The organism is Staphylococcus sp. MB377 (assembly GCF_001922505.1).
GTDB classification, from domain to species: Bacteria; Bacillota; Bacilli; order Staphylococcales; family Staphylococcaceae; genus Staphylococcus; species Staphylococcus haemolyticus.
The window spans coordinates 107,632-131,928 of sequence record NZ_MAON01000044.1 but is presented as its reverse complement, the minus strand read 5'-3'; the positions used below and the strand labels follow the sequence as shown (position 1 = coordinate 131,928).

Sequence of the window (24,297 nt, the reverse complement as noted above, 5' to 3'; positions counted from 1 at the left end):
ACCTCTAATAGACCGCTTTATAATAAATATAAAAGTTATTGGAAACTATTTCTTAAACCTTTTGAAACGCTAGAAGCATTTAATTATCATAAAGTCCATTTATTTAAAGAGTGGAAAACCGAAAAAGGCATTATAAATTACTTATTAGGTGTAGATGTAGAATTATTTAATACATATCACTACGTTCATGAGCTAAGAAGATTATTAAAAGAAAATCAAGTAGAGAAATTTAATTATAAACTCTTTTCTATTCATCTTTCAGATGTGTGTCCTAAATTACGCCCAGTCATTAGAACTTTAAGACGATTAGCAGCTTTCATTGAAAATACTATGACATATTCTAACCTGACCAACGGTCCGTTAGAAGGAATTAATAATAAAATCAAACTCATTAAAAGGGTATCTTTTGGTTATAGAAATTATGATAATTTGCGTAATCGAATTATTATAACTTCGCGACTATTTGCCTCAACAACAAAAAAAGAGATTAAACAACATAAGGTTGCTTAATCTCAATATTTGGACTCATCAGTCCGATTTGACGTAGAGCCACTTTTTCTTAATAACAATAACAAGTACCAAAGTGTTCCAACTAAGTGAATGCTTTGGTGCTTTTTTTATCTCTAAATAGTTAACACTTATTTATATTAAATGTTTATTTTTATTATGATATAATTTTATATAATATTTAAAAAGTAATTGATTTAACAAAATACATGTTGTGAGAGGACTCTACAATGTTTGACTTTTATGCGAATTGGTATTCGTTGATTATCATTATTGAATATCTTGCTATATTTTTAGGTTCAATTGGCTTAATCTTTATAGCAATGGTCAGTCTAAGACAAATTCAAAAGAAAAAGAAGATTTGGTATTTAGGAATATTCTTAATTTATTCATCATTACTTGAATTGTTAATACATTTTACAGGGGAAGATATTCATACTTACAACTTGGTTTTTGTCGTAACACTTCTTCCTTTTTTATTGATGTGTTATTTATCGAGTCATTATTTGGTAAAACGGCCATTCAAAACAAAATTAGAATTTGTGAAAACTGGTCACGGTAAAACTAACAAAGTTACCAAGCAAGAAATGAAAAATATGAAAGACGAATTGCAATCGGCTAATATAATTGCATGGTCAGGTTCAATTGGAGCTGCTTTTCTAATAGTTGCTTGGTCAGCTAAAGTAAGATTTATACATAGTAAGGAATGGATGATGGCGCAAGAATTGACCAAAACTACTGATAATTTGTTAGGGTTTGGAGGCTTTATGTTTTTAATCTCAGCGTTTTTAATTGTCATTTATTTCATTGTTGACGTAGTGTTATGGAATAAAAGAGGTAAATTTCCCGGTCTAGTATTTCGACCAATGATTTTGTGTTTATGGCAATTTTTATTTTTGATTTCGATTTAAAAATTAATAATTAGATAAGTATCAAATTTAGAAACTTTCCTAATTTTAAATATCTTTTTGAAATACATAAATATGTGATGTCTGCATAATTAAATAATTATCTTTTTAACAAGTGCACTATTGTAAAATCATCATTTTATAAGCAAGGCTAACTTTACATAAGTTCAGTCCTTGCTTTTATTTTTTCAAAAATTAGCAAAGTTTACTGAAAATGGGAGTAGGGAATACTTTGAATAATTATTTAAGTGAAATAAGCATAGTAATTACCCTAAAATAAAGAAAAGGTGATTTTAAATGTGGTATAACAATCAACTAACGCAATCTTTAAATATTCAATATCCTATTATTCAAGCAGGTATGGCTGGTAGTACAACTGCGGAACTTGTTGCAACTGTAAGTAATAAAGGTGGTTTAGGCTGTATTGGAGCGGGCTACTTTACTACAAAAAAGTTAGCGCAAGAAATTCAAAAAGTGCAAGGATTAACATCACAACCATTTGGTGTGAATTTGTTTGTACCAAGTCATCAATCATACACTAATGAACAAGTCGAACATATGAATGCTTGGCTGAAACCCTATCGTAAGGCATTAAATCTTGAAGAGCCAGTAGTCAATATTTCTGAAGAACAACAATTTAAAAGTGCAATTCAAACTGTGATTAAATATAGAGTACCAGTATGTTGTTTCACCTTTGGTATCCCGTCAAAAGAAATCATTGAACAATTAAAAGGTGCTAAAATTACTTTAATTGGTACAGCTACTACTGTAGATGAGGCAATTGCAAATGAGCATGCAGGTATGGATATTGTAGTTGCTCAAGGCAGTGAAGCAGGTGGACATAGGGGGTCATTTTTAACAACCAACAATCAGCGTGAACCGCTCATAGGAACAATGAGTTTAATACCACAGATAGTTGATCATGTATCGATACCAGTTGTTGCTGCAGGTGGTGTTATGGATGGTCGTGGTATATTAGCTAGTCAGATACTAGGTGCACAAGGTGTACAAATGGGAACCGCTTTCTTAACTACTGAAGAAAGTGGCGCAAATCAATTAGTTAAACAAGCAGTGCTTCATAGTAAAGAGACTGATACAATAGTCACTGACGTATTTAGTGGTAAATCAGCACGCGGTATCAACAATGAATTTGTAGAGACGATGAAACAATACGAAGGGAACATACCGCCATATCCTGTACAAAATCAACTAACTAATTCTATTAGAAAGACAGCCGCTTCCACAGGGCATCGTGAATGGACGCATATGTGGAGTGGTCAATCGCCACGTTTAGCTACGTCACAACATGTCAATCAATTGATGGATCGACTTGTTGAACAAGTAGAAACATTATTAACGGTTGTTCGATGATTTTTAGAAAAATAGAGTGTGCATGAGAATGCAACATTTCCGAAAATAATAAGATAATGTAAAGATGATATAGAACAAGTGATATCATAAAATTGAATATGGTATCATATAGCTGGTGATAAAAATGATAAATATAGGTCTTACTGGATGGGGAGATCACGATTCTTTATATGAGGATTTAGAACGACAATCAGATAAGTTGCAAACATACGCTAGTCACTTTCCAATCGTTGAACTTGATGCATCTTACTACGCCATCCAACCTGAAAGAAATATCATGAAATGGATTAAAGAAACACCTGATCGTTTTGAATTTATAGTGAAGATTCATCAAGCACTTACACTACATGCAGATTATAAAGATTACGCAGAAACAAGAAGTGAATTATTCGAGCAATTCAAACAAATGCTACAACCACTTATAGATCATCACAAACTAGCTATGGTCTTAGTTCAATTTCCACCTTGGTTTGATTGTACGGCACAAAATATCAAATATATCTTGTATGTTCGTCAACAATTGGCTGATGTACCGATTAGTGTCGAGTTTCGACATCAATCATGGTTTAACGATCAATTTAAGGAACAAACGCTGTCATTTTTAACTGAGCACCACATTATCCATTCAGTAGTAGATGAGCCACAAGTGCGCGAAGGCTCAATACCACTAGTTAATCGTATTACTACTGAGACGGCTTTTGTACGCTATCATGGAAGAAATAGACAAGGCTGGACCAAAAAAGACATGACCGACCAAGAGTGGCGTGATGTGAGATACTTATATAACTACAACAAAGAAGAGCTTACCGATTTAGCTAATAAAGTTAGAATTATAGAACAAAAAGCTAAAAAGGTTTATGTCGTATTTAATAATAACTCGGGTGGGCATGCTGCTCAAAACGCTAAAACATATCAGGATATGTTAGATATTGAATACACAGGTTTAGCTCCGCAACAATTAAAATTATTCTAAGAGGCGAAATATAATGTTAGTGACAATTATTTTATTAGTGATTATCGGCCTTTTCTCTGCTATTTTAGGGTCATTAGTAGGTATTGGTGGTGGGATCATTATTGTTCCAACACTGGTATACTTGGGCGTTACACACGATGTTTTACATGGTATTACACCACAAATAGCGATAGGAACATCATCGGTGATTCTAATCGTCACAGGCTTATCTTCATCATTAGGCTACTTAAAGACGAAGCAGGTAGATATTAAAAATGGTTCTATCTTCTTGTTTGGATTATTACCAGGTTCATTGTTAGGTTCGTTTTTAAGTAGATATCTTACTTTAGAGTCTTTCAATTTATACTTCGGTATTTTTATGATTATTGTTTCAATTATTTTAATGGTGAGACATAAAATCAAACCGTTTAAGATTTTTGATAAAGAGAAATATCGTAAAACGTATGTTGATTCTGAAGGAAAGACATATCACTATAGCGTACCACCTTTATTTGCATTTGTTGCGACACTGTTCATTGGTATTTTAACAGGTCTATTCGGAATTGGTGGTGGCGCATTAATGACACCACTAATGTTAATTGTTTTCAGATTTCCACCACACGTTGCAGTTGGTACAAGCATGATGATGATTTTCTTTTCAAGTGTTATGAGTTCTATAGGTCACATTTTACAAGGACATGTTGCATGGTCATATTCTATAATTCTTATTATTTCAAGTTATATCGGCGCCCAAATTGGAGTACGTGTTAACCACTCGATTAAATCTGAAACTGTTGTAACGCTATTACGTACGGTTATGTTGATAATGGGTGTATACTTAATTATTAAATCTTTTCTTTAAATAAATATAGGGGGAATTTAAGTGAAGTTAACCATTTTTCACACGAACGATATTCATAGTCATTTAAACGAATATGCACGTATAACATCTTATATGGCAGAACATAGACCCAAACTTCAACATCCCTCACTCTATTTAGATATAGGCGACCATGTGGATTTATCAGCACCAGTGACTCAAGCAACGATAGGTCGCAAGAATATCGACTTGCTTAATGAGGCTCAGTGCGATATTGCGACGATAGGTAATAATGAAGGTATGACCATCTCTCATGAAGCATTAAATAATTTATATAATAATGCGACATTTAACGTCATTTGTACAAATGTTATCGATGAAGAAGGAAAGTTACCTCATAACATAGCCTCATCATGTATTAAAGAAATTGAAGGCGTACGTATTTTATTTGTGGCGGCAACAGCACCTTTCACACCATTTTACAGAGCTCTTGATTGGATTGTAACGGATCCTTTAGAAGCGATTAAAGATGAAATCGCTAATCAACAGGGTAATTATGATGTACTTATTGTGATGAGTCATGTAGGCATCTTTTTTGATGAAAAGTTATGCCAAGAGATTCCTGAAATTGATGTGATTTTTGGGAGTCATACACACCATCATTTTGATGAGGGTGAAATGAATAATGGCGTACTTATGGCAGCTGCTGGTAAATATGGTTATTATTTAGGTGAAGTTAATTTAACTATTGAAAATAAAAATGTTGTTAGTAAAGAAGCGATTATTTATCCGGTTGAAACATTACCTATGGTTGAAACAGATTATGAGTCAGAAGGAAAGGCATTGATGAGTGAACCGGTGATTGATTATCCTATCAACTTAAGTAGTAAAACAGATGTCATTACTAAAACGACTTATTTATTAGCTGAAAGTGTATTTGAATTTACTAATACAGATTGTACTATCATAAATGCTGGTTTAATTGTAAAAGGAATTGAAGCGGATAGACTAACGGAATATGATATTCATAAAATGTTGCCACATCCAATTAATCTAGTGCGCGTACGTTTGACAGGTAGTGAATTGAAAAAAGTAATTGAAAAAAGTCAGAAGCAAGAATATATGCATGAACATGCTCAAGGACTAGGTTTTAGAGGAGATATATTTGGAGGCTATATTTTATATAATTGCGGTTTTATCCAGTCAGAAAATAGATTCTTTGTTAATGGTGAAGCGGTAGTTGATGATAAAATATACACTTTAGGAACAGTTGATATGTATACGTTTGGTAGATATTTCCCTATATTGAAAGGGAAGTCAATTGATTATATTATGCCTCAGTTCCTTAGAGATATCTTTAAAGATAAGTTATTGAGACTCCAATAGAATAACACAAATAAATTATGTATAGAATAGAATTAAATTCAAGGTTGAAATTTGTGGTTTATTACGTTTTAATTTAATGTAAATTTCGTTATAATAGGAAAAGATAGATTATACAGGAGGGTATACGTGGTTATGGCTACTAAAAATGAAGAAATCTTACGTAAACCAGATTGGTTGAAAATTAAGCTTAACACGAACGAAAACTATATTGGCCTCAAGAAGATGATGCGTGAAAAGAACTTACACACTGTTTGCGAAGAAGCAAAGTGTCCAAATATACATGAATGTTGGGGTGCTAGACGTACTGCTACATTTATGATTTTAGGTGCAGTATGTACAAGAGCATGTCGTTTCTGTGCAGTTAAAACTGGCTTACCTAATGAACTAGACTTAAATGAACCAGAACGTGTTGCAGAATCAGTTGAGTTAATGAATTTAAAACACGTTGTTATCACTGCAGTTGCACGTGATGACTTAAGAGATGCAGGTTCTAACGTATATGCTGAAACAGTACGTAAAGTACGTGAACGTAATCCATTCACTACAATTGAAATCTTACCATCAGACATGGGTGGTGACTATGAAGCACTTGAAACATTAATGGCTTCTAAACCTGATATCTTAAACCATAATATCGAAACAGTACGTCGTTTAACACCAAGAGTTCGTGCACGTGCAACATATGAAAGAACATTAGAGTTCTTACGTCGTTCTAAAGAATTGCAACCAGATATTCCTACTAAATCAAGCTTAATGGTTGGTTTAGGAGAAACGATTGAAGAGATTTATGAAACAATGGATGATCTTCGTGCAAATGATGTAGACATTTTAACAATTGGTCAATATTTACAACCATCACGTAAGCATTTAAAAGTTGAAAAATACTATACACCATTAGAATTTGGTAAATTAAGAAAAGTAGCTATGGACAAAGGTTTCAAACACTGTGAAGCTGGCCCAATGGTACGTAGTTCTTATCATGCCGACGAACAAGTAAATGAAGCGGCTAAAGAAAAACACCGTTTAGGTGAAGAAAAATTACAACAAAATTAATTTGAACAATTAAACGGTTTAGATTAAGTTTTTAGAGACTTAGGTTGCACATTTTAAATTGAATTGTGTAATCTAAGTTTTTATTATACGAGTTAAAGGTGACAAATTATGATTAAGATAGGTCAACAATATTTTGAAATCATTGAAGAATATAGATCATGCTTTGATGAAGAATTATTTGCATCGAGATATTCAGATATATTAGATAAGTATGATTTTATTGTAGGGGATTTTGGATATGATCAATTACGATTAAAAGGTTTCTATAAGGATACGAATAAAAAAGCTGAAATCTCGAAACGTTTTTCGAGTATTCAAGATTATATATTAGAATATTGCAATTTCGGTTGTCCTTATTTTGTTTTACGTCATTTATCTAACAAAGAGGTACAACAATTAAATCATGATGAAGAGGAAGTTATTTTGTCTGATTCTGAAGATAAATTGCATGATGTTAAAATTAAACCTACCATTCAGGAAGTTAAGCACCAAGATGAGTAACTATAGAATTAATAAAATGAGCTGTGAAGAAATCTAAGAGAAGAGATTTTTTCACAGCTTTTAAAATAGTAATTATTGAATGACTTGATTAAGATATTCAATGATTTCATCACTTTCTTCTTGACTCACACCTAGAATATGCGCGATATATCCTTCTTCTTCAATATCATCTGTCCCGATAATACCGAATTTGTTTGTTTGCATATTTAGCACAAGTGTCTTTCCGTAATGACGATCTGTTTGAACGAGCATTAAATCATAACGGCTATGTTCACCTACAAAGCCTACAAACTGTACTTGGCTTTGTTCTTCATCATCATATAAGTACATATCTATCATAAGAGTAGAACTCCTTTTATCTTGTATTTTTAATTAAGTATAACGACAAATGAAGACCTATGCAAAACTGTGATATGATAGACATATTAAGAGGTGAAGGATATGTATTTTGTAGATAAAGATCAGCTTACTTTAAAATTAACTTACTTAAATCAATTAATTAAAGATTATGAATCGAATAAAGGAAATCATTATGCATTTGAACGTATCGCACAAATGTTAATTGAATCATCTGTGGATATAGGTAATATGATTATTGATGGTTTTATCTTGAGGGATCCAGGAAATTATAAAGATGTCATCGATATTCTTGAACTAGAAGGTGTTATTTCGAAATCTACTCAACGATATGTTAATGAAACAGTTGACATTAGAAAGCAGTTCGCACACCATTATACAGAACTTGATAATAGTAAGATTCAGCCATTATTTGACGAGGCTTTACCTTATTATGAACAGTTTATTCAAGAGGTAACTCAGTTCCTTGAGAAAGAGAATGTTCCAGTTACCGCTTTTGGAAAAGGAGATAACAAGTAATGAAAAATTATAAAGGATATTTAATTGACTTAGATGGAACTATGTATATAGGTACAGATGAAATCGATGGTGCAGCACAATTTATTGACTACTTAAACAATCATCAAATCCCGCATTTATATGTTACAAACAACTCTACAAAGACGCCTGAAGAGGTAACGCAAAAATTAAAAGAAATGAATATTGATGCGAAACCTGAGGAAGTTGTAACGTCTGCCTTAGCAACAGCAAATTATATTGCAGATGAGAAAAGTGATGCTACGGTATACATGCTTGGCGGCAGTGGCTTACGCACAGCTTTAACTGAAGCTGGATTAACTGTAAAAGATGATGAAAACGTTGATTATGTTGCGATTGGTTTAGATGAAAACGTTACTTACGAAAAATTAGCTGTGGCAACGCTTGCAGTACGTAAGGGTGCAAGATTTATTTCAACGAACCCTGATGTATCGATTCCTAAAGAACGTGGTTTCTTACCAGGTAATGGTGCGATTACAAGTGTAGTTAGTGTATCTACAGGTCAAGCACCACAATTTATTGGTAAACCGGAGCCAGTCATTATGGATATTGCTTTAGACATCTTGAAATTAGATAAATCAGACGTAGCAATGGTTGGCGATTTGTATGATACCGATATCATGTCTGGTATTAATGTTGGTGTTGACACAATTCATGTACAAACTGGTGTAACGACTTATGAAGAAATAAAAGAAAAAGACCAACAACCTACATATTCATTTAAAGACTTAAATGTAGCAATTTCAGAATTAGAAAGAAATGCCCAAAAATAAAAGAGGGGTGGCATGACATGGTTAAAATTCTAGTCACACGTCAAATTCCAGATCGTTTCATAGAGCAATTGGAACAGTTCGGCGACGTTAAAATGTGGAAAGAAGCATTTGAACCTATGCCTAGAGAGCAATTTTTGAAAGAATTAGAAGATGTTGATGCATGTTTCATCACATTAAGTGAAAAGATTGATGCCACATGTCTCGAACACGCTAAACATGTAAAGGTAATAGCAAATATGGCGGTTGGTTTTGACAACATTGATGTTAAGTTAGCTCAAGAAAATGGTATAGTCGTTACTAATACACCTCAAGTACTTACAGAAACGACAGCCGAATTAGGGTTTACGTTAATGTTAACTGTGGCACGACGTATTGTTGAAGCGGAAAAATATGTACAAGATGGTGAATGGAAAAGCTGGGGACCATACTTATTATCTGGTAAGGATGTTCATGGTTCAACTGTAGGTATTTATGGTATGGGTGATATTGGAAAGAGTTTTGCACGTCGACTTCAAGGATTTAATACAACTATCTTGTATCATAATCGTTCAAGACATGAAGATGCAGAATCAGAACTTAATGCAAGTTATGTATCCTTTGATACATTATTAGAAGACAGTGATTTTGTCGTATGTACTGCGCCATTGACACCTGAAACAGAGAATAAGTTTAATAAAGATGCGTTTTCAAAAATGAAAAACGATGCAATCTTCATTAATATCGGCCGTGGTGCAATTGTAGACGAGGATGCTCTAATTGATGCATTGAACAATCATGAAATTGGTGGATGTGGTTTAGACGTCTTACGTGAGGAACCTAGTAAACTTGATCACCCTCTCTTAAAAATGGAGAAAGCAGTCATATTACCGCATATAGGTAGTGCTTCTGTGGCAACTAGAGATCGAATGATTCAATTATGTGTTGATAACATTGCTGCGATATTAAAAGGAGAAAAACCGTTGACTCCGATTACTAATAAATAAATTTTAAAGAACTTCTAACGTTTAGGTAAAGATTTAACCATGAACGATAGAGGTTCTTTTATTATAACTAACAGTTTTGTTATACCGTATGTAATTGTTAAGCTAACTATTTGGTACTAATATAATTATTGTCATTTGAATTCATCATTGCCACTAATGCAGTGTTGTTGATAGTAACATTAACGCATAAAATCTTATTAATTTTTTAAGTGTTAATTTAGCATCATTAGCACAATAGTTTGAAGTGGGAAAATTAATTTGCCTTAAAATCAAATTTTAATTATAATAAGATGAATATATATAATATATAAAAATTATATTTAATGAATTTTGTTTTGTTTTCGTGAATTCGGTTTTAACTCAGGAGTAGGACGAATACTTCACTCCGATATTTGAAATGATAGTGAGGTGCAATAGTGCATTGAAAGAGAAAAATCATAAGATGATGAAATATTATGAGAAAGCTAAACCTTATTTATTAACACTTTTATATTTAGCGATATTTATTGCGCTGTACCTAATTTATGGTTCCGGCGATACACATAATAATTTCATTTATAATGAATTTTAATAAGGAGTCTAATTATGACAGATATCATAAATTTAATAAATGACTTCGGTCAAAGTGATCCTGAACGTGTAGCAGTTAGACATAAAGATGAAGAATTAACATATCAACAATTAATGGATGAATCTAGTAAATTAGCGCATCTATTACAAGATAATCATAAGCCGTTAATCGTTTATGGACATATGTCACCTTACATGTTAGTGGGAATGATAGGTGCTATCAAAGCAGGTTGTGGCTATGTACCTATTGACACTTCAGTACCAAGTGAACGTGTGAATATGATTATAAATAAAGTACAACCGGACATTATATTTAACACAACAGATACACAATTAAATTATTCCAATATACAAGAACTTACAATTCAAAGTATCCAAGGTTCTGATAATCCAACACTATTTGACAGTCAAATGGGATTAACGGATGTTGTATATACTATTTTTACATCTGGTTCAACAGGTGAGCCTAAAGGTGTTCAGATCGAATATGCAAGTTTAATAGAATTTGCAGAATGGATGGTATCGCTTAATGAATCAGAAGGTTCACAAGAATGGTTAAATCAAGCACCATTCTCGTTCGATTTATCAGTCATGGCAATTTATCCTTGTTTAACATCAGGTGGCACACTTAATTTAGTAGATAAAGAAATGATCAATAAACCTAAATTACTCAATGAAATGTTAGTTAATACACCAATCAATGCATGGGTATCTACACCATCATTTATGGAAATGTGCTTGCTATTACCTAACCTTAACGAATTAAGTTACACAAGCTTGAATCATTTCTTCTTCTGTGGAGAAATCTTACCTCATAGAACTGCGAAAGCACTTTTAGATAGATATCCAAGTGCAGTGGTTTATAACACGTATGGACCTACGGAAGCGACAGTAGCTGTTACAGGTATTAAATTGACACCTGAAATTATTGAAGCTTATAACCCGCTACCTGCTGGTGTTTCAAGACCTAACACATCATTGTTTACAACAGACGAAGATGAACTTGTTATTAAAGGTAATAGTGTTAGTCTTGGGTATTTAGATAACAAAGAAAAAACCGATGCGGTATTTAACTTTGAAGATGGACTTCGTATATATCATACGGGTGATAAAGCCATCGAGAAAGATGGACAATGGTTCATTCAAGGAAGAATTGATTTCCAAATTAAACTTAACGGTTACCGAATGGAATTGGAAGAAATTGAAACGCAACTTAGACAATCAGAGTTTGTTAGAGAAACTGTTGTCGTTCCAGTATATAAAAATAATAAAGTAATACATTTAATCGGTGCTGTCGTTCCGACTGAAGAAGTTAAAGATGATTTAGAAATGACAAGACAAATTAAATCTGAACTAAAATCTCGCTTACCTGAATATATGATTCCGAGAAAATTTGTTTGGATGAAACAGTTACCATTAACGTCAAACGGAAAGCTTGATCGTAAACAAGTCGCAGAGGATATTAACGCATGATTCCATATGGCACGTTTACCTTCTTCTTAGTTGCATTTATAGTACTTTTACCAGTCATCATACTCGGATTTTTAGGTAAGCGAAGCTATATTTATAACGGTTTAAGTACTGCAATTATGATTGTCATCATCTTTTCATCAGATAAACATAATTTATTCGGTAATAAATATTTAAGTATTCAACTCATCAGTTTTGTAATTTATCTCATATGGCAAGTGTTATTAATTATGGGTTATTATAAATCAAGACAGAAGAGTAATACATTTAGCAAATTTGTCATTGTAATGATTTTATCCATTTTGCCATTAGCGATTGTTAAAGTATTACAAAGCTCATGGCTAGGTGGTCAACAAATTCATTTCCATGAACACAAGCTTATAGAATTTGTAGGTTTCCTAGGTATTTCTTATGTAACGTTTAAAAGTGTGCAATTAATTATGGAGATTCGAGATGGATCTATTAAAGAGATCAAAGTTGGGAAATTATTCCAATTCATTTCTTTCTTCCCAACGGTGTCTTCAGGGCCAATTGATCGCTATAAACGTTTTGTTAAAGACGATAAAAAGGTTCCTACAAGTGAACAATATAGGGAAATGGTTGCCAAAGCGATACACATGATTATGCTTGGATTTTTATACAAGTATATTATCGCTTATTTAATCAATGTTTATGCAATTCATCCATTATTAATGAATCTAGATGGATTTACTCATAAATGGCTATATATGTATGCTTATAGTTTCTATTTATTCTTTGATTTTGCAGGATACAGCTTATTTGCTGTAGCAGTAAGTTATTTATACGGTATTAATACACCGCCTAACTTCAAGCAACCTTTCAAAGCCAAAAATATAAAAGACTTCTGGAATAGATGGCATATGTCATTATCGTTCTGGTTTAGAGATTGTATTTATATGCGTACATTATTCTATATGTCACGTAAAAAAACATTTAAAAGTCAATTTGCGATGTCTAATTTCGCATTCTTCTTAAACTTCTTTATCATGGGTGTGTGGCATGGTTTAGAGTTATTCTATATCGTTTATGGTATTTACCATGGACTGATGTTTATTGGTTATGGATACTATGAACGTTGGAGAAAGAAACATCCACCACGTTGGCAAAATGGTTTTACTACAGCGTTGAGTATTATCATTACTTTCCATTTTGTAGCATTTGGATTTTTAATCTTTTCAGGAAAATTAATTTAAAAGGAGTCATAAATTATGGAATTTAAAGAACAAGTATTAGATTTATTAGCTGATGTGGCAGAAAATGATGTTGTAAAAGAGAACCCTGATGTTGAAATCTTCGAAGAGGGTATCATCGATTCATTCCAAACGGTAGGTTTATTACTTGAGATTCAAAACAGATTAGGCATTGAAGTATCTATCATGGATTTCGATCGTGATGAGTGGGCAACTCCAAACAAAATTGTTGAAGCATTAGAAGAATTACGATGAAATTAAAACCATTTTTACCAATTATTATTAGCGGCATTTTATTTCTAGCCTTCGTATTAATGCCTGCTAGCTGGTTTACTGGATTAGTTACAAACAAGGCTGTCGCTAATAATAGAATATCTTTAACAGATCAAGTTCTTAAAGGTACGCTCATTCAAAATAAACTATTTAGTAGTGATAAATATTATCCAATATATGGGTCAAGTGAACTGAATAAATTAGATCCATTTAACCCTGCACTTGCTCTAAATCATAGAAAACATACTAAACCAATTTTTCTAATTGGTACGGGTGGTAATACAGATTTAATCAATGCAATTGAATTAGCTGGTCAATATGATCAACTAAAAGGGAAAAAGATGACATTTATTATTTCACCACAATGGTTTAGTACGCATGGTGTTAATAATCGTGATTTTGTAGCACGTACAACACCAAATCAAATTAATCAGTTATTTCAACAAAAAGATATGCCTTCAGAATTAAAAGAGAGATATGCCAAACGCTTATTACAATTTAAAAGTGCGTCGAATAAAGAATTCTTGAAAGACGTCGTAAATAATCACGGTAAAGTAGATGGTAACTATGTTTCTCGCTTTAAAGAGAATCAGTTATTAAAAATTGAAGCGATTAAAACTTACTTCTCATTAGATAAGTCGCCATTATCACATGTGAAACCTGTGACTGAGCCAAATGTATCATGGCAGGAAATGCAAGATAAAGCTGTGACATTAGGTGAGAAACGCTCATCATCAAATAATTATGGAATACGTAATGAATATTGGGAAAAACTTATGCATAAAAAGCCAATGAATCATCGTAAATATGAGTTTAAAATGAACTCTCCAGAATTTAATGATTTATCATTGTTAGTGGATGCAATGCATAATGCAGGTGCAAACGTACAATACGTTATTTTACCGGTGAATGGTAAATGGTATGATCACTTAGGTATTGAACGCTCAACAAGAGAACCAGTCTATAAGAAAATACATCAAACTGTAGTAGCACATGGTGGTAAGGTGTATGATATGTCAGATAAAGATTATGAGAAATATGTTCTTAGTGATGTCGTTCACGTAGGTTGGAAAGGTTGGGCTCACATGAACCAACATATTGTTCAACATATGAATGATGACAAAAACCCGCATAACAAAGATCATTATAAACAACATGAACACCAATAATTAACAAAAGCACCAACGCGCAGAGTTTAAGAACTCTGCGCGTTGGTGCTTTATTGAATATATATCATATATGTCAGACGCTTAGAATACTTGTTCAACTTCAATAACGCCTGGAACTTCTTCGTGTAACGCACGTTCAATGCCGGCTTTTAATGTGATTGTTGAGCTAGGACAAGTACCACAAGCTCCGTGTAATTGTAATTTCACAATACCATCTTCTACATCTACTAATGTACAGTCTCCACCATCACGTAATAAAAATGGACGTAAACGTTCAATGACTTCAGCTACTTGATCAAACATCGTTGCATTCTCAGTAGGCATGAGATATGTCTCCTTTCAAGTAAATTACTTCATAAATTCATTATTAATTTATTATAATAGATAAAGAAAGAAAAATCTATAAAACAAAACGGGGGATTTGAGTATGACTAAAGTAAGCGTGGTAGTATATGGCGCTGATGTCGTATGTGCAAGTTGCGTCAATGCACCAACATCTATTAATACATTTGAATGGATTAAACCTTTATTAGAAAGAAAGTATCCAGACATTCAATTTAAATACACATACATTGATTTTCAAAATCAAACAGATAATCTAAGTGATCATGACCAACAGTATATTGAACAAATTGAGGAAGATGAATTATTTTATCCTTTAATTACAATGAATGATGAGTATGTAGCAGATGGTTATATTCAAACAAAGCAAATTACAAACTTTGTAGATAAACATTTTGCAAATTAATTTAAAGTATAATTCTTGAGAAAAAGAGGTCGGGGTAGGATAGGATTCATCATGAATTCTATCCTACCCCTTATTTTATTATTAACCATTATGATATTTATATAACCATAGGACGCCCGATTTAAGTATATGAGCAAGACGTCCGGTAACTGTACGGTCCATAATATAGGCAAAGCCTTTTTTCTCGCCAAGAGAACCAAGGAAACCTTGTACTTTTAATTCAGGCATTTTATCTGGTAATGGTTCATTATTCCATTGTTTCTTAAGTACATTAGCGATTTGATCACCTTGAACTTCAGCTAATTGTGCACTTGGTGCATGAGGTAAATCAGCACAATCTCCGACTATAAATACATTAAGATATGTTGGCACTTGATGATATTGATTGATGATGACACGTCCACTTCGATTGATATCAATCGGTAAATGTCTTACAACTTCAACAGGTTGAATTCCAGCAGTCCAGACAACTAAATCAACATTTTCTGGTGTACCACTATTATAAATTTTTCCTGGTTCCACTTTATCAATTAAAGAATTAGGCACTACTTTAACATTGTTTTCACGGAACCATTTAGCGATATAATTGCTTAATTTTTCAGGAAAATTCCTTAAAATTCGCTCACCACGGTCATAAAGTATGACTTCTAAATCTTCACGACTTTCACGAAGCTCACTTGCTAACTCTATGCCGCTTAAGCCAGCACCAACAATACCTACACTAGCGCCACTAGGTAATTCACTAATACTATGAAATGTTTCGCGTGCCTTGGAGAGTGTTTGAATACTATGCGTGTATTCCTCAGCACCAGGAACATTATGATATTTATCTTCACAACCTAAGCCAATAACTAATTCATCATAATCTACTTTTGTATTACCAACAGATACGATTTGAGCATCTAAATCAATATCATTAATTTCTCCATAAATAGTATTAACGCGTTCTGAATCAGGAAAGTTCATACGAACATCACTATCAGACTTAGTACCCGCAGCTAAAGCATAAAATTCTGGTTTCAAGCCATGGAATGGCATACGATCAATTAACGTTAAAGTATAATTTTCTGGTAATGCATCAGGTAAGATACGCGACATGATACGCATATTACCATAGCCGCCACCAAGTAATACTAAATTTTTCATCTGTTATACCCCTTTATAAAAATTTGTTATTCCGAAATGATTTTGACTAATACCCTTTGAATTAAGCAAACTTTAGTAAATTATTTAAACTTTTATTTAAAAATTTCAAACAATCAAAGTAGTTTATCCACCACATTTATTGCCCCTAACAATAAAGTGCATGATATATGTATATGGTTATTATATCTTTTTTTCAAAATGACTACAATAAAATGTGTGGTAACGAAACTAAGCTAAAGATATAGGTGTGTATTGTTGTTCCAAATAATATAAAAATGATGAGCGAGGACAATGCAGGCCAAATCAAGATTTGTTATAATAATATAATTAAAAAAATGAAGAAGAAGGTGAAGTATGTTTCCATTAGTCGAATTTTGCATTTCAAATATGGCAAAAGGCGGAGACTACGTTTACGATAAGCTTGAGAATGATCCTGATGTGGATGTATTAGAATACGGATGTTTAAATAATTGTGGCGTATGTTCATGTGGGTTGTATGCATTGGTAGATGGTGATACTGTTGAAGGTGATACACCAGATGAGTTATTAAATAATATTTATAAACATATAGAAGAGAATGACTTTACTAACTTATTATAGGAGGAATGGTTTATGTCAACTGTAACATTAACTGAAGCGGCAGCTTATGAAGTAAAAGATATGTTGAAAAGTAATGACATGGCAGATGGATATTTAAAGATTAAAGTAAACGGTGGTGGCTGTACAGGTCTGACATATGGTATGTCAGCTGAAGAACAACCAGGAGAAAATGATGAAGTACTTGAATTTTATGGATTAAAAGTATTAGTAGACAAATATGATGTGCCTGTATTAAATGGTACGACAATTGATTTCAAACAATCTTTAATGGGTGGAGGATTCCAAATTGAAAACCCTAACGCAATCGCTTCATGTGGTTGTGGTAGTTCATTTAGAACTGCTAAAGTAGCTGGAAATCCGGAAGAATGCTAATATAATTGCAAGTAATTTATCACTAAGAGTAATCCTTTAAGACAGTAATTTTCAGGATAATATGATTATTTTAATAATAGTCTTGTTGTTGCTTGAAAATGAACTATAAAAACTATAGAATTGAAGATGGATTGAACTTTGTCTTTTTTGTGAACTAAAGTTCATAAAATCGAATTGAAAATGAAAGTGTTGACTAAGACTATAAATGGGGATGAACAATAGGTTAAGTGCAAAGTCTTTTGAATGAATCAGATAAACATATATTAAGGTAAAATATATTGTTACATCTGAACTTTGTTATGTTCTGAAATTTGTAGCCTTTTTCTACATTTAAGAAAATAATTATGAAAGCTTAGGTGAATGAAATGGCACAAGATCGTAAAAAAGTACTTGTTTTAGGTGCAGGTTATGCTGGTTTACAAACAGTAACTAAATTACAAAAAGAACTTTCTGCTGACGAAGCGGATATTACATTAATTAACAAAAATAAATATCACTACGAAGCAACTTGGTTACATGAAGCTTCAGCTGGTACATTAAACTATGAAGATTTAATTTACCCAATTGAAAGTGTAATTAAAGAAGATAAAGTTAAATTTATCAATGCAGAAGTAACTAAAATCGACCGTAACGCTAAAAAAGTAGAAACAAATCACGGTATCTATGATTACGACATTTTAGTAGTAGCATTAGGTTTCGAAAGTGAAACATTTGGAATTAATGGTATGAAAGACTATGCATTCCAAATTGAAAATATTGAAACTGCACGTAAATTATCTCGTCACATCGAAGATAAATTTGCAAACTATGCAGCTTCTAAAGAAAAAGATGATAAAGACTTAGCTATCTTAGTTGGTGGTGCAGGCTTTACAGGTATCGAATTCTTAGGTGAATTAACTGAAAGAATTCCTGAATTATGTAATAAATACGGTGTTGATCAAAGCAAAGTTAGAGTAACTTGTGTTGAAGCTGCGCCAAAAATGTTACCAATGTTCTCTGATGAATTAGTTAATTACGCAGTTAACTACCTAGAAGACCGTGGTGTTGAATTCAAAATTGCTACACCAATCGTTGCTTGTAACGAAAAAGGTTTCGTAGTTAAAATTAATGATCAAGAACAACAATTAGAAGCTGGTACAGCAATCTGGGCTGCTGGTGTTCGTGGTAGTAAATTAATGGAAGAATCATTTGAAGGTGTTAAACGTGGTCGTATCGTGACTAAACAAGATTTAACTATTGAAGGTCATGATGATATCTTTGTTATTGGTGACGTTTCAGCATTCATCCCAGCTGGTGAAGAACGTCCATTACCAACTACAGCACAAATTGCAATGCAACAAGGTGAACACGTTGCGAAAAGCATTAAAAACATCTTAAACGGTCAAGCAGCTACAGACTTTGAATATGTTGATCGTGGTACTGTATGTTCATTAGGTGCACATGATGGTGTTGGTATCGTATACGGTAGAGACATTACTGGTAAAAAAGCTGCATTCATGAAAAAAGTTATCGATACTCGTGCAGTATTCAAAATCGGTGGCGTAGGCTTAGCATTCAAAAAAGGTAAATTCTAAGTTTCTCATATAAATTATCTAATATGATTTTGAAAATAAATACTAATTTAAAGCTACAATGCCAATTCGCAGTAGCTGACTGAACTGAAAAAGCGTATAAATCAAGCTTTTCTCATTTCTAGTCATCCTTATGGGGGTGGAATAACGAATTCATTGTGAATTCTGTTCCACTCCTTCTTTTATATGATATAAAAAGGAAGTGTAGAGGTTATGGTTAATTTCAATATAAGTAATACAGTTTTAAATTCAGAAGTATTTATTATAGGGTTGCCTGATCACATCAATCAACTTGGTTATATTAATTACAATAATGAAGATATAACAAAACAAATTGATACATACCGTCATCATCATTTAATTAGCAGTCAATTAGGTAAAATATCTTCAACTTTGTTACCTTTAAAAGACTCATCAAAACGACTTATTACTGTTGGATTAGGAAATTTAAAGACGCTTGATTATGGTACGCTATTGAGAGCTTTCGGCAATTTATTTCAATTTTTAAAAGAAGAACGTGTAACTGAAGCAGATGTATTATTCGATACATTGATTTCAAAGAAAATAGAGCAAACCAAAGTCGCAGAGGTTATGGGACTACAAAGTGAACAGGCAGTTTACAGTTTTGACAACTATAAATCTGATAAATCTGCACCCTATCAATTAGAGTTAAACATAAGTACGAATAAAGAGGACTTACATCGATATTTTATCAATGGTGCTATAATCGGACAATCGGTTAATGTTGCACGTGACTATAGCAATATGCCACCTAATATACTAACGCCTAATTATTTTGCTGAACAGGTTACGCAACACTTTGATGAAACATCAGTAAAAGTTGATATTAAAGATGGAAAACAATTATTAGATGAAGGATTCGGACTTATTCATGCTGTTGGTAAAGGGTCGGAGAATCCTCCAGTTGTAATAACTATGACATATAATGGTGGTGACAGTGAAGACGCACCAATTGCATTAGTAGGAAAAGGTATTACATATGATTCAGGTGGCTATAGCATTAAATCGAAGATAGGTATGCAGACTATGAAATTTGATATGTGTGGCGCAGCTAATGTAGTTGGAATGATTGATGCGATATCACGCTTGCAAATTCCTATCAATATTGTAGGAGTTATTGCTTCTGCTGAAAATATGATAAGTAGTAATGCAATGAAACCTGATGATGTATTGACGGCATTGAGTGGTGAAACAGTTGAAATGTTAAATAGTGATGCGGAAGGGCGTTTAGTACTAGGAGATGCTGTATTCTATGCTAATCAATTTCAACCTAAGATTATTTTAGATTTCGCTACATTAACAGGAGCTGCAGTTGCAGCACTAGGTGAAGATAAAGCAGCTTTATTTAACTCTAATGCAGATAAAGAGATTGAGGAAATACGAGTTAGTGCTAAAGAAATGGATGAATATGCTTTTGAATTACCTATGACTAAAACTGAGCAACGATTAATACGTCAATCTGACGTTGCAGATTTAGTCAATCATACAAACGGTCATGGAAAAGCACTCTTTGCAGCCACATTTATTACTCATTTTAGTGGATCTACACCACATATCCATTTCGATATTGCTGGTCCTGCGACAACTAACAAGACTAGCTATAAAGGTCCAAAAGGCCCAACTGGCAGTATGATTACTACTGTATTAAATTGGTTAAGATAAATAGAAAAGTAGAAATCATTTGGTTAAGGAGTAGAAACATGTGCTATTGCGTGTTTCTACTCCTTATTTAATATGAATAATCTTATTAACTTAGAATGTAATTCTACATTGACAACGTACCAGTTACTTGGTATGATAAGGAACATATTAAATACTTTAGTTCGGTAGAGAGATAAAGGATGTGTTGTTATGTTTAATGCAGTTGTAATAGCCGTATTATTAATGATTGTTTTATGCTTATGTAGACTAAATGTAGTTATTAGTCTGTTCATTAGTGCATTAGTAGGCGGTCTCATTTCTGGAATGAGTGTTGAAAAGGTAATCAGTGTATTTGGAAAAAATATTGTAGACGGTTCCGAGGTAGCGCTAAGCTATGCATTATTGGGTGGATTTGCAGCATTGATTTCATATAGTGGTATTACAGATTATCTTGTAACTAAGATAATCCGCGCAATTCACTCTGAAAATAGCAGACTATCAAGAATAAAAGTAAAAATCATTATTATTATAGCTTTACTCGCGATGAGTATAATGAGTCAGAACCTTATACCGGTTCACATTGCTTTCATTCCAATAGTTATACCGCCACTATTAAGTCTGTTTAATGATTTAAAAATTGATAGAAGACTTATTTCTCTAGTCATCGGATTTGGTTTGTGTTGGCCTTATGTCTTATTACCATATGGCTTTGGACAGATTTTCCACCAAATTATTCAAAGCGGTTTCCAAAAAGCACATCACCCTATCGAATTTAATATGATTTGGAAAGGCATGTTGATTCCTTCACTTGGTTATATAGTTGGTTTAATCTTGGGTATGTTTTATTATCGTAAACCACGAGAATATAAAACAGAAACTTATGTAGAAGATGAGAATACAATTAATGAAATTAAACCGTATGTACTCGTAGTTACAATAGTCGCTATATTAGCTACATTCTTAGTTCAAACTTTTACTGATTCAATGATTTTTGGTGCATTAGCAGGTGTACTCGTATTCTTTATTTCGGGTGTTTACAAATGGAGAGAATTGGATAGTCAATTTGTTGAAGGTATTAAAATCATGTCATTTATAGGTGTTGTTATTCTTTCAGCTAATGGTTTCGCAGGTGTCATGAATGCAACAGGAGATATCGAAAAATTAGTATCAAGTTTGACTGACATTTCAAATGGTCACAAGTTATTAAGTATTGTCATCATGTACATTATTGGTTTAATTGTAACTTTAGGAATTGGTTCATCATTTGCAACGATTCCTATAATTGCAACATTATTTATTCCACTTGGTGCTTCACTCGGCTTAAGTACTATGGCTCTAATCGCTTTAGTAGGAACTGCGAGTGCTTTAGGTGATTCAGGATCTCCTGCAAGTGATTCTACGCTAGGGCCAACAGCTGGGTTAGATGTGGATGGACAGCATGATCATATTCGCGATACATGTATCCCGAATTTCTTATTCTATAATATACCTTTAATGGTATTTGGTACGATTGCAGCTATGATATTATAGGTGTAATGAGGTGAACAATTAAATGACTAACTTATTGGAAACGTTCGAAATGCAGATTGAAGAAACATCAGAGGGTAAAGTAGTAATTTCAATGCCTGTTACTGATAAAGTTAAACAACCATTTGGTTATTTGCATGGTGGTGCAACAATTGCTTTAGGTGAAACAGCGTGTTCATTAGGCGCTACTAATCTAATCGATACGAATTCGTTCATACCACTAGGTTTAGAAATGAATGCTAACCATATTCATTCGGTTAAAGAAGGTCGTGTTATTGCTACAGCAACGATTATTCATAAAGGAAGTACAACTCAAGTTTGGAATATAGAAATAAAAAGTGAACAAGGCCAATTGATAAGTGTTATGAGAGGAACAATTGGAATTAAACTTTTAAAGCAATAAAATACCAAACGCTACTTTAGTTCAATTAAGTATCGTTTTAAATATACTAATTGTAAAAGTATTTGTCTAAGAAAGAACGCAGGCGTGGGATGGTGAATTCATAAAGAATTCTGTCCTGCGCCTGCTTTTTTTTATAAGAAATATACAAGAAATCGCATTTAAAAATAGTTTATAGTTGTTACGTTGACAATTACTTCTAATGAAATTATGCATGTTTTTGGATATGTTGAGCTGATAAACGTTTATAGGCCTGCTTAATTCTTTGAGCGGCTTCTCTTCCACCCATGATATTTCTAGCAAAAGGACCCAGTTCTAAATCTGCTAAACCACCTGACACAAACAATTGAGGTAACCACTCTAATTCAGAACTAATAGAAGGTAATCCACAATGTGTTAAAGGTGCACTTTCATTTTTAATTAATGATTGAATCATAGTCTGTTTTAATAGTGTTGGTTCAAAACCTGTTGCTAATAAAATGAAATCATACGGGACAGACGCTTGTTCTGTATGAATTTGATGTTGGTCAACTGATAAAATATTGTCTTTGTGAATTACGAGTCGTCCAGATTGAATATGTTTCTTAAGTCGTAAATATAACTCTCTAGGCATTGAACCTTTATGTCTTTCGTGTTGAATGATAGACTGCCGTTCTAAAGAGGATTCAATATTTAAAAAGTGATTCATATTTTTAGGACCTAACCAACCTGGATCTGCATCGAAATGTTGGATATCAATGTCTTTATTCATCCATAAATGAATAACTTTATCATGAGATTGATTTATAAGTTTTAAAGTTAAATGGGCAGCAGAAATACCACTTCCTATAACGTGAGAACTGAGTCCATACATAGTTGTATTAAATGATTTATCGAAAATGTGGCACACATCATCAGCATCTTGATAAATATTAGGAATGTAGGGTTTATGCGTACATCCATTTGCTAATATAACGCAATCCGTGAGTATGATTTGATTATCATTTAATTGTATTTGCCATTGCCCATCTTTCTTTGCTAATGCTTCTACATAGCCTTGAATATGATTTTCGTTTAAATCATAATGATGAACTTGTTCGTGAACATGATGCATAAACATATCTCTTTGTGGACGTTGGTATTGACCATAAGTACCGTGTGCATATTGTTGAACTTTAGCGAATTGTTTTAAATGGAATGGGTTAGGGTGGATGTGATGTACAATTGGTGAACGCAAATAGGGCATGCTGATACGATGAGAAAAATCATTAAATTGTTCACATAGTGAGACATATGGGTCTATAATTGTTAATTTCTCTTTAGATAGCCCTAATTCTCTTAGTTGAATCGCAATTGTTGTACCTTGTAAACCGCCACCGATAATTGTCCAATGCATAATAACACTTCTTTCTTTATAAAACGTAATAATTACGATTTATATTATCATAAAT

27 protein-coding genes are annotated in these 24,297 nt (G+C 32.9%); 23 read left to right on the top strand and 4 right to left on the bottom strand.

Features of this window, described 5'->3' with window-relative positions:
• The 8 genes from BB045_RS09190 to BB045_RS09155 all read left to right on the top strand — a co-directional run.
• Positions 1–510: transposase (locus tag BB045_RS09190; RefSeq protein WP_142236932.1), on the top strand; the 510-nt coding region annotated here is incomplete at its 5' end.
• Positions 511–737: 227 nt separating this feature from the next.
• Positions 738–1,418 carry a hypothetical protein gene (locus tag BB045_RS09185; protein ID WP_070581518.1) on the top strand — a complete coding sequence of 227 codons (681 nt, stop codon included), beginning with the start codon at positions 738–740 and terminating at the stop codon, positions 1,416–1,418.
• Positions 1,419–1,712: 294 nt separating this feature from the next.
• A complete protein-coding gene (locus BB045_RS09180; protein WP_070581517.1) occupies positions 1,713–2,786 on the top strand; it encodes an NAD(P)H-dependent flavin oxidoreductase in 1,074 nt (357 codons plus the stop codon).
• A gap of 124 nt (positions 2,787–2,910) precedes the next feature.
• Positions 2,911–3,759, top strand: a complete 849-nt coding sequence (locus BB045_RS09175) for a DUF72 domain-containing protein (RefSeq protein ID WP_070581516.1) — start codon at positions 2,911–2,913, stop codon at positions 3,757–3,759.
• A gap of 13 nt (positions 3,760–3,772) precedes the next feature.
• A complete protein-coding gene (locus BB045_RS09170) occupies positions 3,773–4,600 on the top strand; it encodes a sulfite exporter TauE/SafE family protein (protein WP_070581515.1) in 828 nt (275 codons plus the stop codon).
• A gap of 21 nt (positions 4,601–4,621) precedes the next feature.
• Positions 4,622–5,944 (top strand): bifunctional metallophosphatase/5'-nucleotidase, encoded by a 1,323-nt coding sequence (locus tag BB045_RS09165; RefSeq protein WP_075140694.1) that lies wholly within the window; start codon positions 4,622–4,624, stop codon positions 5,942–5,944.
• 132 nt (positions 5,945–6,076) lie between these two features.
• Positions 6,077–6,997, top strand: coding sequence for a lipoyl synthase (gene lipA / locus BB045_RS09160; RefSeq protein WP_029376689.1), 921 nt, complete (start codon positions 6,077–6,079; stop codon positions 6,995–6,997).
• 108 nt (positions 6,998–7,105) lie between these two features.
• Positions 7,106–7,498, top strand: a complete 393-nt coding sequence (locus BB045_RS09155; protein WP_075140693.1) for a YutD family protein — start codon at positions 7,106–7,108, stop codon at positions 7,496–7,498.
• 72 nt (positions 7,499–7,570) lie between these two features.
• Here the strand turns inward: BB045_RS09155 and BB045_RS09150 are convergent, their stop codons facing one another.
• Complete coding sequence (locus BB045_RS09150) at positions 7,571–7,837, bottom strand: DUF3055 domain-containing protein (RefSeq protein ID WP_037548938.1); 267 nt, start codon at positions 7,835–7,837, stop codon at positions 7,571–7,573.
• A gap of 102 nt (positions 7,838–7,939) precedes the next feature.
• On the opposite strand from BB045_RS09150, the gene BB045_RS09145 reads away from it, so the two are divergent.
• The 8 genes from BB045_RS09145 (at position 7,940) to dltD (ending at position 14,841) form a co-directional block, all read left to right on the top strand.
• Positions 7,940–8,374 (top strand): DUF86 domain-containing protein, encoded by a 435-nt coding sequence (locus BB045_RS09145; protein WP_059748168.1) that lies wholly within the window; start codon positions 7,940–7,942, stop codon positions 8,372–8,374.
• Positions 8,374–9,165 carry a TIGR01457 family HAD-type hydrolase gene (locus BB045_RS09140; protein WP_070581512.1) on the top strand — a complete coding sequence of 264 codons (792 nt, stop codon included), beginning with the start codon at positions 8,374–8,376 and terminating at the stop codon, positions 9,163–9,165. The genes BB045_RS09145 and BB045_RS09140 overlap by 1 nt, the downstream gene beginning before the upstream one ends.
• 17 nt (positions 9,166–9,182) lie before the next feature.
• Complete coding sequence (locus tag BB045_RS09135; RefSeq protein ID WP_070581511.1) at positions 9,183–10,148, top strand: 2-hydroxyacid dehydrogenase; 966 nt, start codon at positions 9,183–9,185, stop codon at positions 10,146–10,148.
• A gap of 442 nt (positions 10,149–10,590) precedes the next feature.
• A complete protein-coding gene (locus tag BB045_RS09130; protein WP_103262005.1) occupies positions 10,591–10,719 on the top strand; it encodes a teichoic acid D-Ala incorporation-associated protein DltX in 129 nt (42 codons plus the stop codon).
• 14 nt (positions 10,720–10,733) lie between these two features.
• Positions 10,734–12,191, top strand: coding sequence for a D-alanine--poly(phosphoribitol) ligase subunit DltA (gene dltA / locus BB045_RS09125; RefSeq protein ID WP_075140692.1), 1,458 nt, complete (start codon positions 10,734–10,736; stop codon positions 12,189–12,191).
• Positions 12,188–13,402, top strand: coding sequence for a D-alanyl-lipoteichoic acid biosynthesis protein DltB (gene dltB / locus BB045_RS09120; RefSeq protein WP_070581509.1), 1,215 nt, complete (start codon positions 12,188–12,190; stop codon positions 13,400–13,402). The genes dltA and dltB overlap by 4 nt, the downstream gene beginning before the upstream one ends.
• A 15-nt stretch (positions 13,403–13,417) precedes the next feature.
• Positions 13,418–13,654, top strand: a complete 237-nt coding sequence (dltC, locus tag BB045_RS09115; RefSeq protein WP_011276285.1) for a D-alanine--poly(phosphoribitol) ligase subunit 2 — start codon at positions 13,418–13,420, stop codon at positions 13,652–13,654.
• On the top strand, positions 13,651–14,841 hold the full coding sequence (gene dltD / locus BB045_RS09110) for a D-alanyl-lipoteichoic acid biosynthesis protein DltD (protein WP_075140691.1): 1,191 nt from the start codon (positions 13,651–13,653) through the stop codon (positions 14,839–14,841). Before dltC ends, dltD begins: the two co-directional genes overlap by 4 nt.
• A gap of 81 nt (positions 14,842–14,922) precedes the next feature.
• On the opposite strand, the gene BB045_RS09105 is transcribed toward dltD, so the two are convergent.
• Positions 14,923–15,165, bottom strand: coding sequence for a NifU family protein (locus tag BB045_RS09105; protein WP_002433501.1), 243 nt, complete (start codon positions 15,163–15,165; stop codon positions 14,923–14,925).
• Positions 15,166–15,268: 103 nt separating this feature from the next.
• Between BB045_RS09105 and BB045_RS09100 the strand changes: the two genes are divergently transcribed.
• Positions 15,269–15,589 (top strand): YuzD family protein, encoded by a 321-nt coding sequence (locus BB045_RS09100; protein WP_037548965.1) that lies wholly within the window; start codon positions 15,269–15,271, stop codon positions 15,587–15,589.
• Positions 15,590–15,670: 81 nt separating this feature from the next.
• Here the strand turns inward: BB045_RS09100 and BB045_RS09095 are convergent, their stop codons facing one another.
• Positions 15,671–16,735 carry an NAD(P)/FAD-dependent oxidoreductase gene (locus BB045_RS09095; protein ID WP_037559160.1) on the bottom strand — a complete coding sequence of 355 codons (1,065 nt, stop codon included), beginning with the start codon at positions 16,733–16,735 and terminating at the stop codon, positions 15,671–15,673.
• A 354-nt stretch (positions 16,736–17,089) separates the two neighbouring features.
• Here BB045_RS09095 and BB045_RS09090 point away from each other — a divergent pair, with 354 nt between their 5' ends.
• The 6 genes from BB045_RS09090 to BB045_RS09065 all read left to right on the top strand — a co-directional run bounded on the left by BB045_RS09090 (position 17,090) and on the right by BB045_RS09065 (position 22,870).
• Positions 17,090–17,335, top strand: a complete 246-nt coding sequence (locus BB045_RS09090) for a YuzB family protein (RefSeq protein WP_037538976.1) — start codon at positions 17,090–17,092, stop codon at positions 17,333–17,335.
• A 12-nt stretch (positions 17,336–17,347) separates the two neighbouring features.
• Positions 17,348–17,707: a HesB/IscA family protein gene (locus BB045_RS09085; RefSeq protein ID WP_037559158.1), complete on the top strand. Its 360-nt coding sequence runs from the start codon at positions 17,348–17,350 to the stop codon at positions 17,705–17,707.
• A gap of 365 nt (positions 17,708–18,072) precedes the next feature.
• Positions 18,073–19,281 carry an NAD(P)/FAD-dependent oxidoreductase gene (locus BB045_RS09080; protein WP_070581507.1) on the top strand — a complete coding sequence of 403 codons (1,209 nt, stop codon included), beginning with the start codon at positions 18,073–18,075 and terminating at the stop codon, positions 19,279–19,281.
• Positions 19,282–19,491: 210 nt separating this feature from the next.
• Complete coding sequence (locus tag BB045_RS09075) at positions 19,492–20,961, top strand: M17 family metallopeptidase (RefSeq protein ID WP_070581506.1); 1,470 nt, start codon at positions 19,492–19,494, stop codon at positions 20,959–20,961.
• 189 nt (positions 20,962–21,150) lie between these two features.
• Positions 21,151–22,470 carry a Na+/H+ antiporter family protein gene (locus tag BB045_RS09070; protein WP_037559151.1) on the top strand — a complete coding sequence of 440 codons (1,320 nt, stop codon included), beginning with the start codon at positions 21,151–21,153 and terminating at the stop codon, positions 22,468–22,470.
• A 22-nt stretch (positions 22,471–22,492) separates the two neighbouring features.
• A complete protein-coding gene (locus BB045_RS09065) occupies positions 22,493–22,870 on the top strand; it encodes a PaaI family thioesterase (protein WP_070581505.1) in 378 nt (125 codons plus the stop codon).
• A 205-nt stretch (positions 22,871–23,075) separates the two neighbouring features.
• On the opposite strand, the gene BB045_RS09060 is transcribed toward BB045_RS09065, so the two are convergent.
• Positions 23,076–24,242: an NAD(P)-binding domain-containing protein gene (locus BB045_RS09060; RefSeq protein WP_070839140.1), complete on the bottom strand. Its 1,167-nt coding sequence runs from the start codon at positions 24,240–24,242 to the stop codon at positions 23,076–23,078.
• Positions 24,243–24,297: the final 55 nt, after the last annotated feature.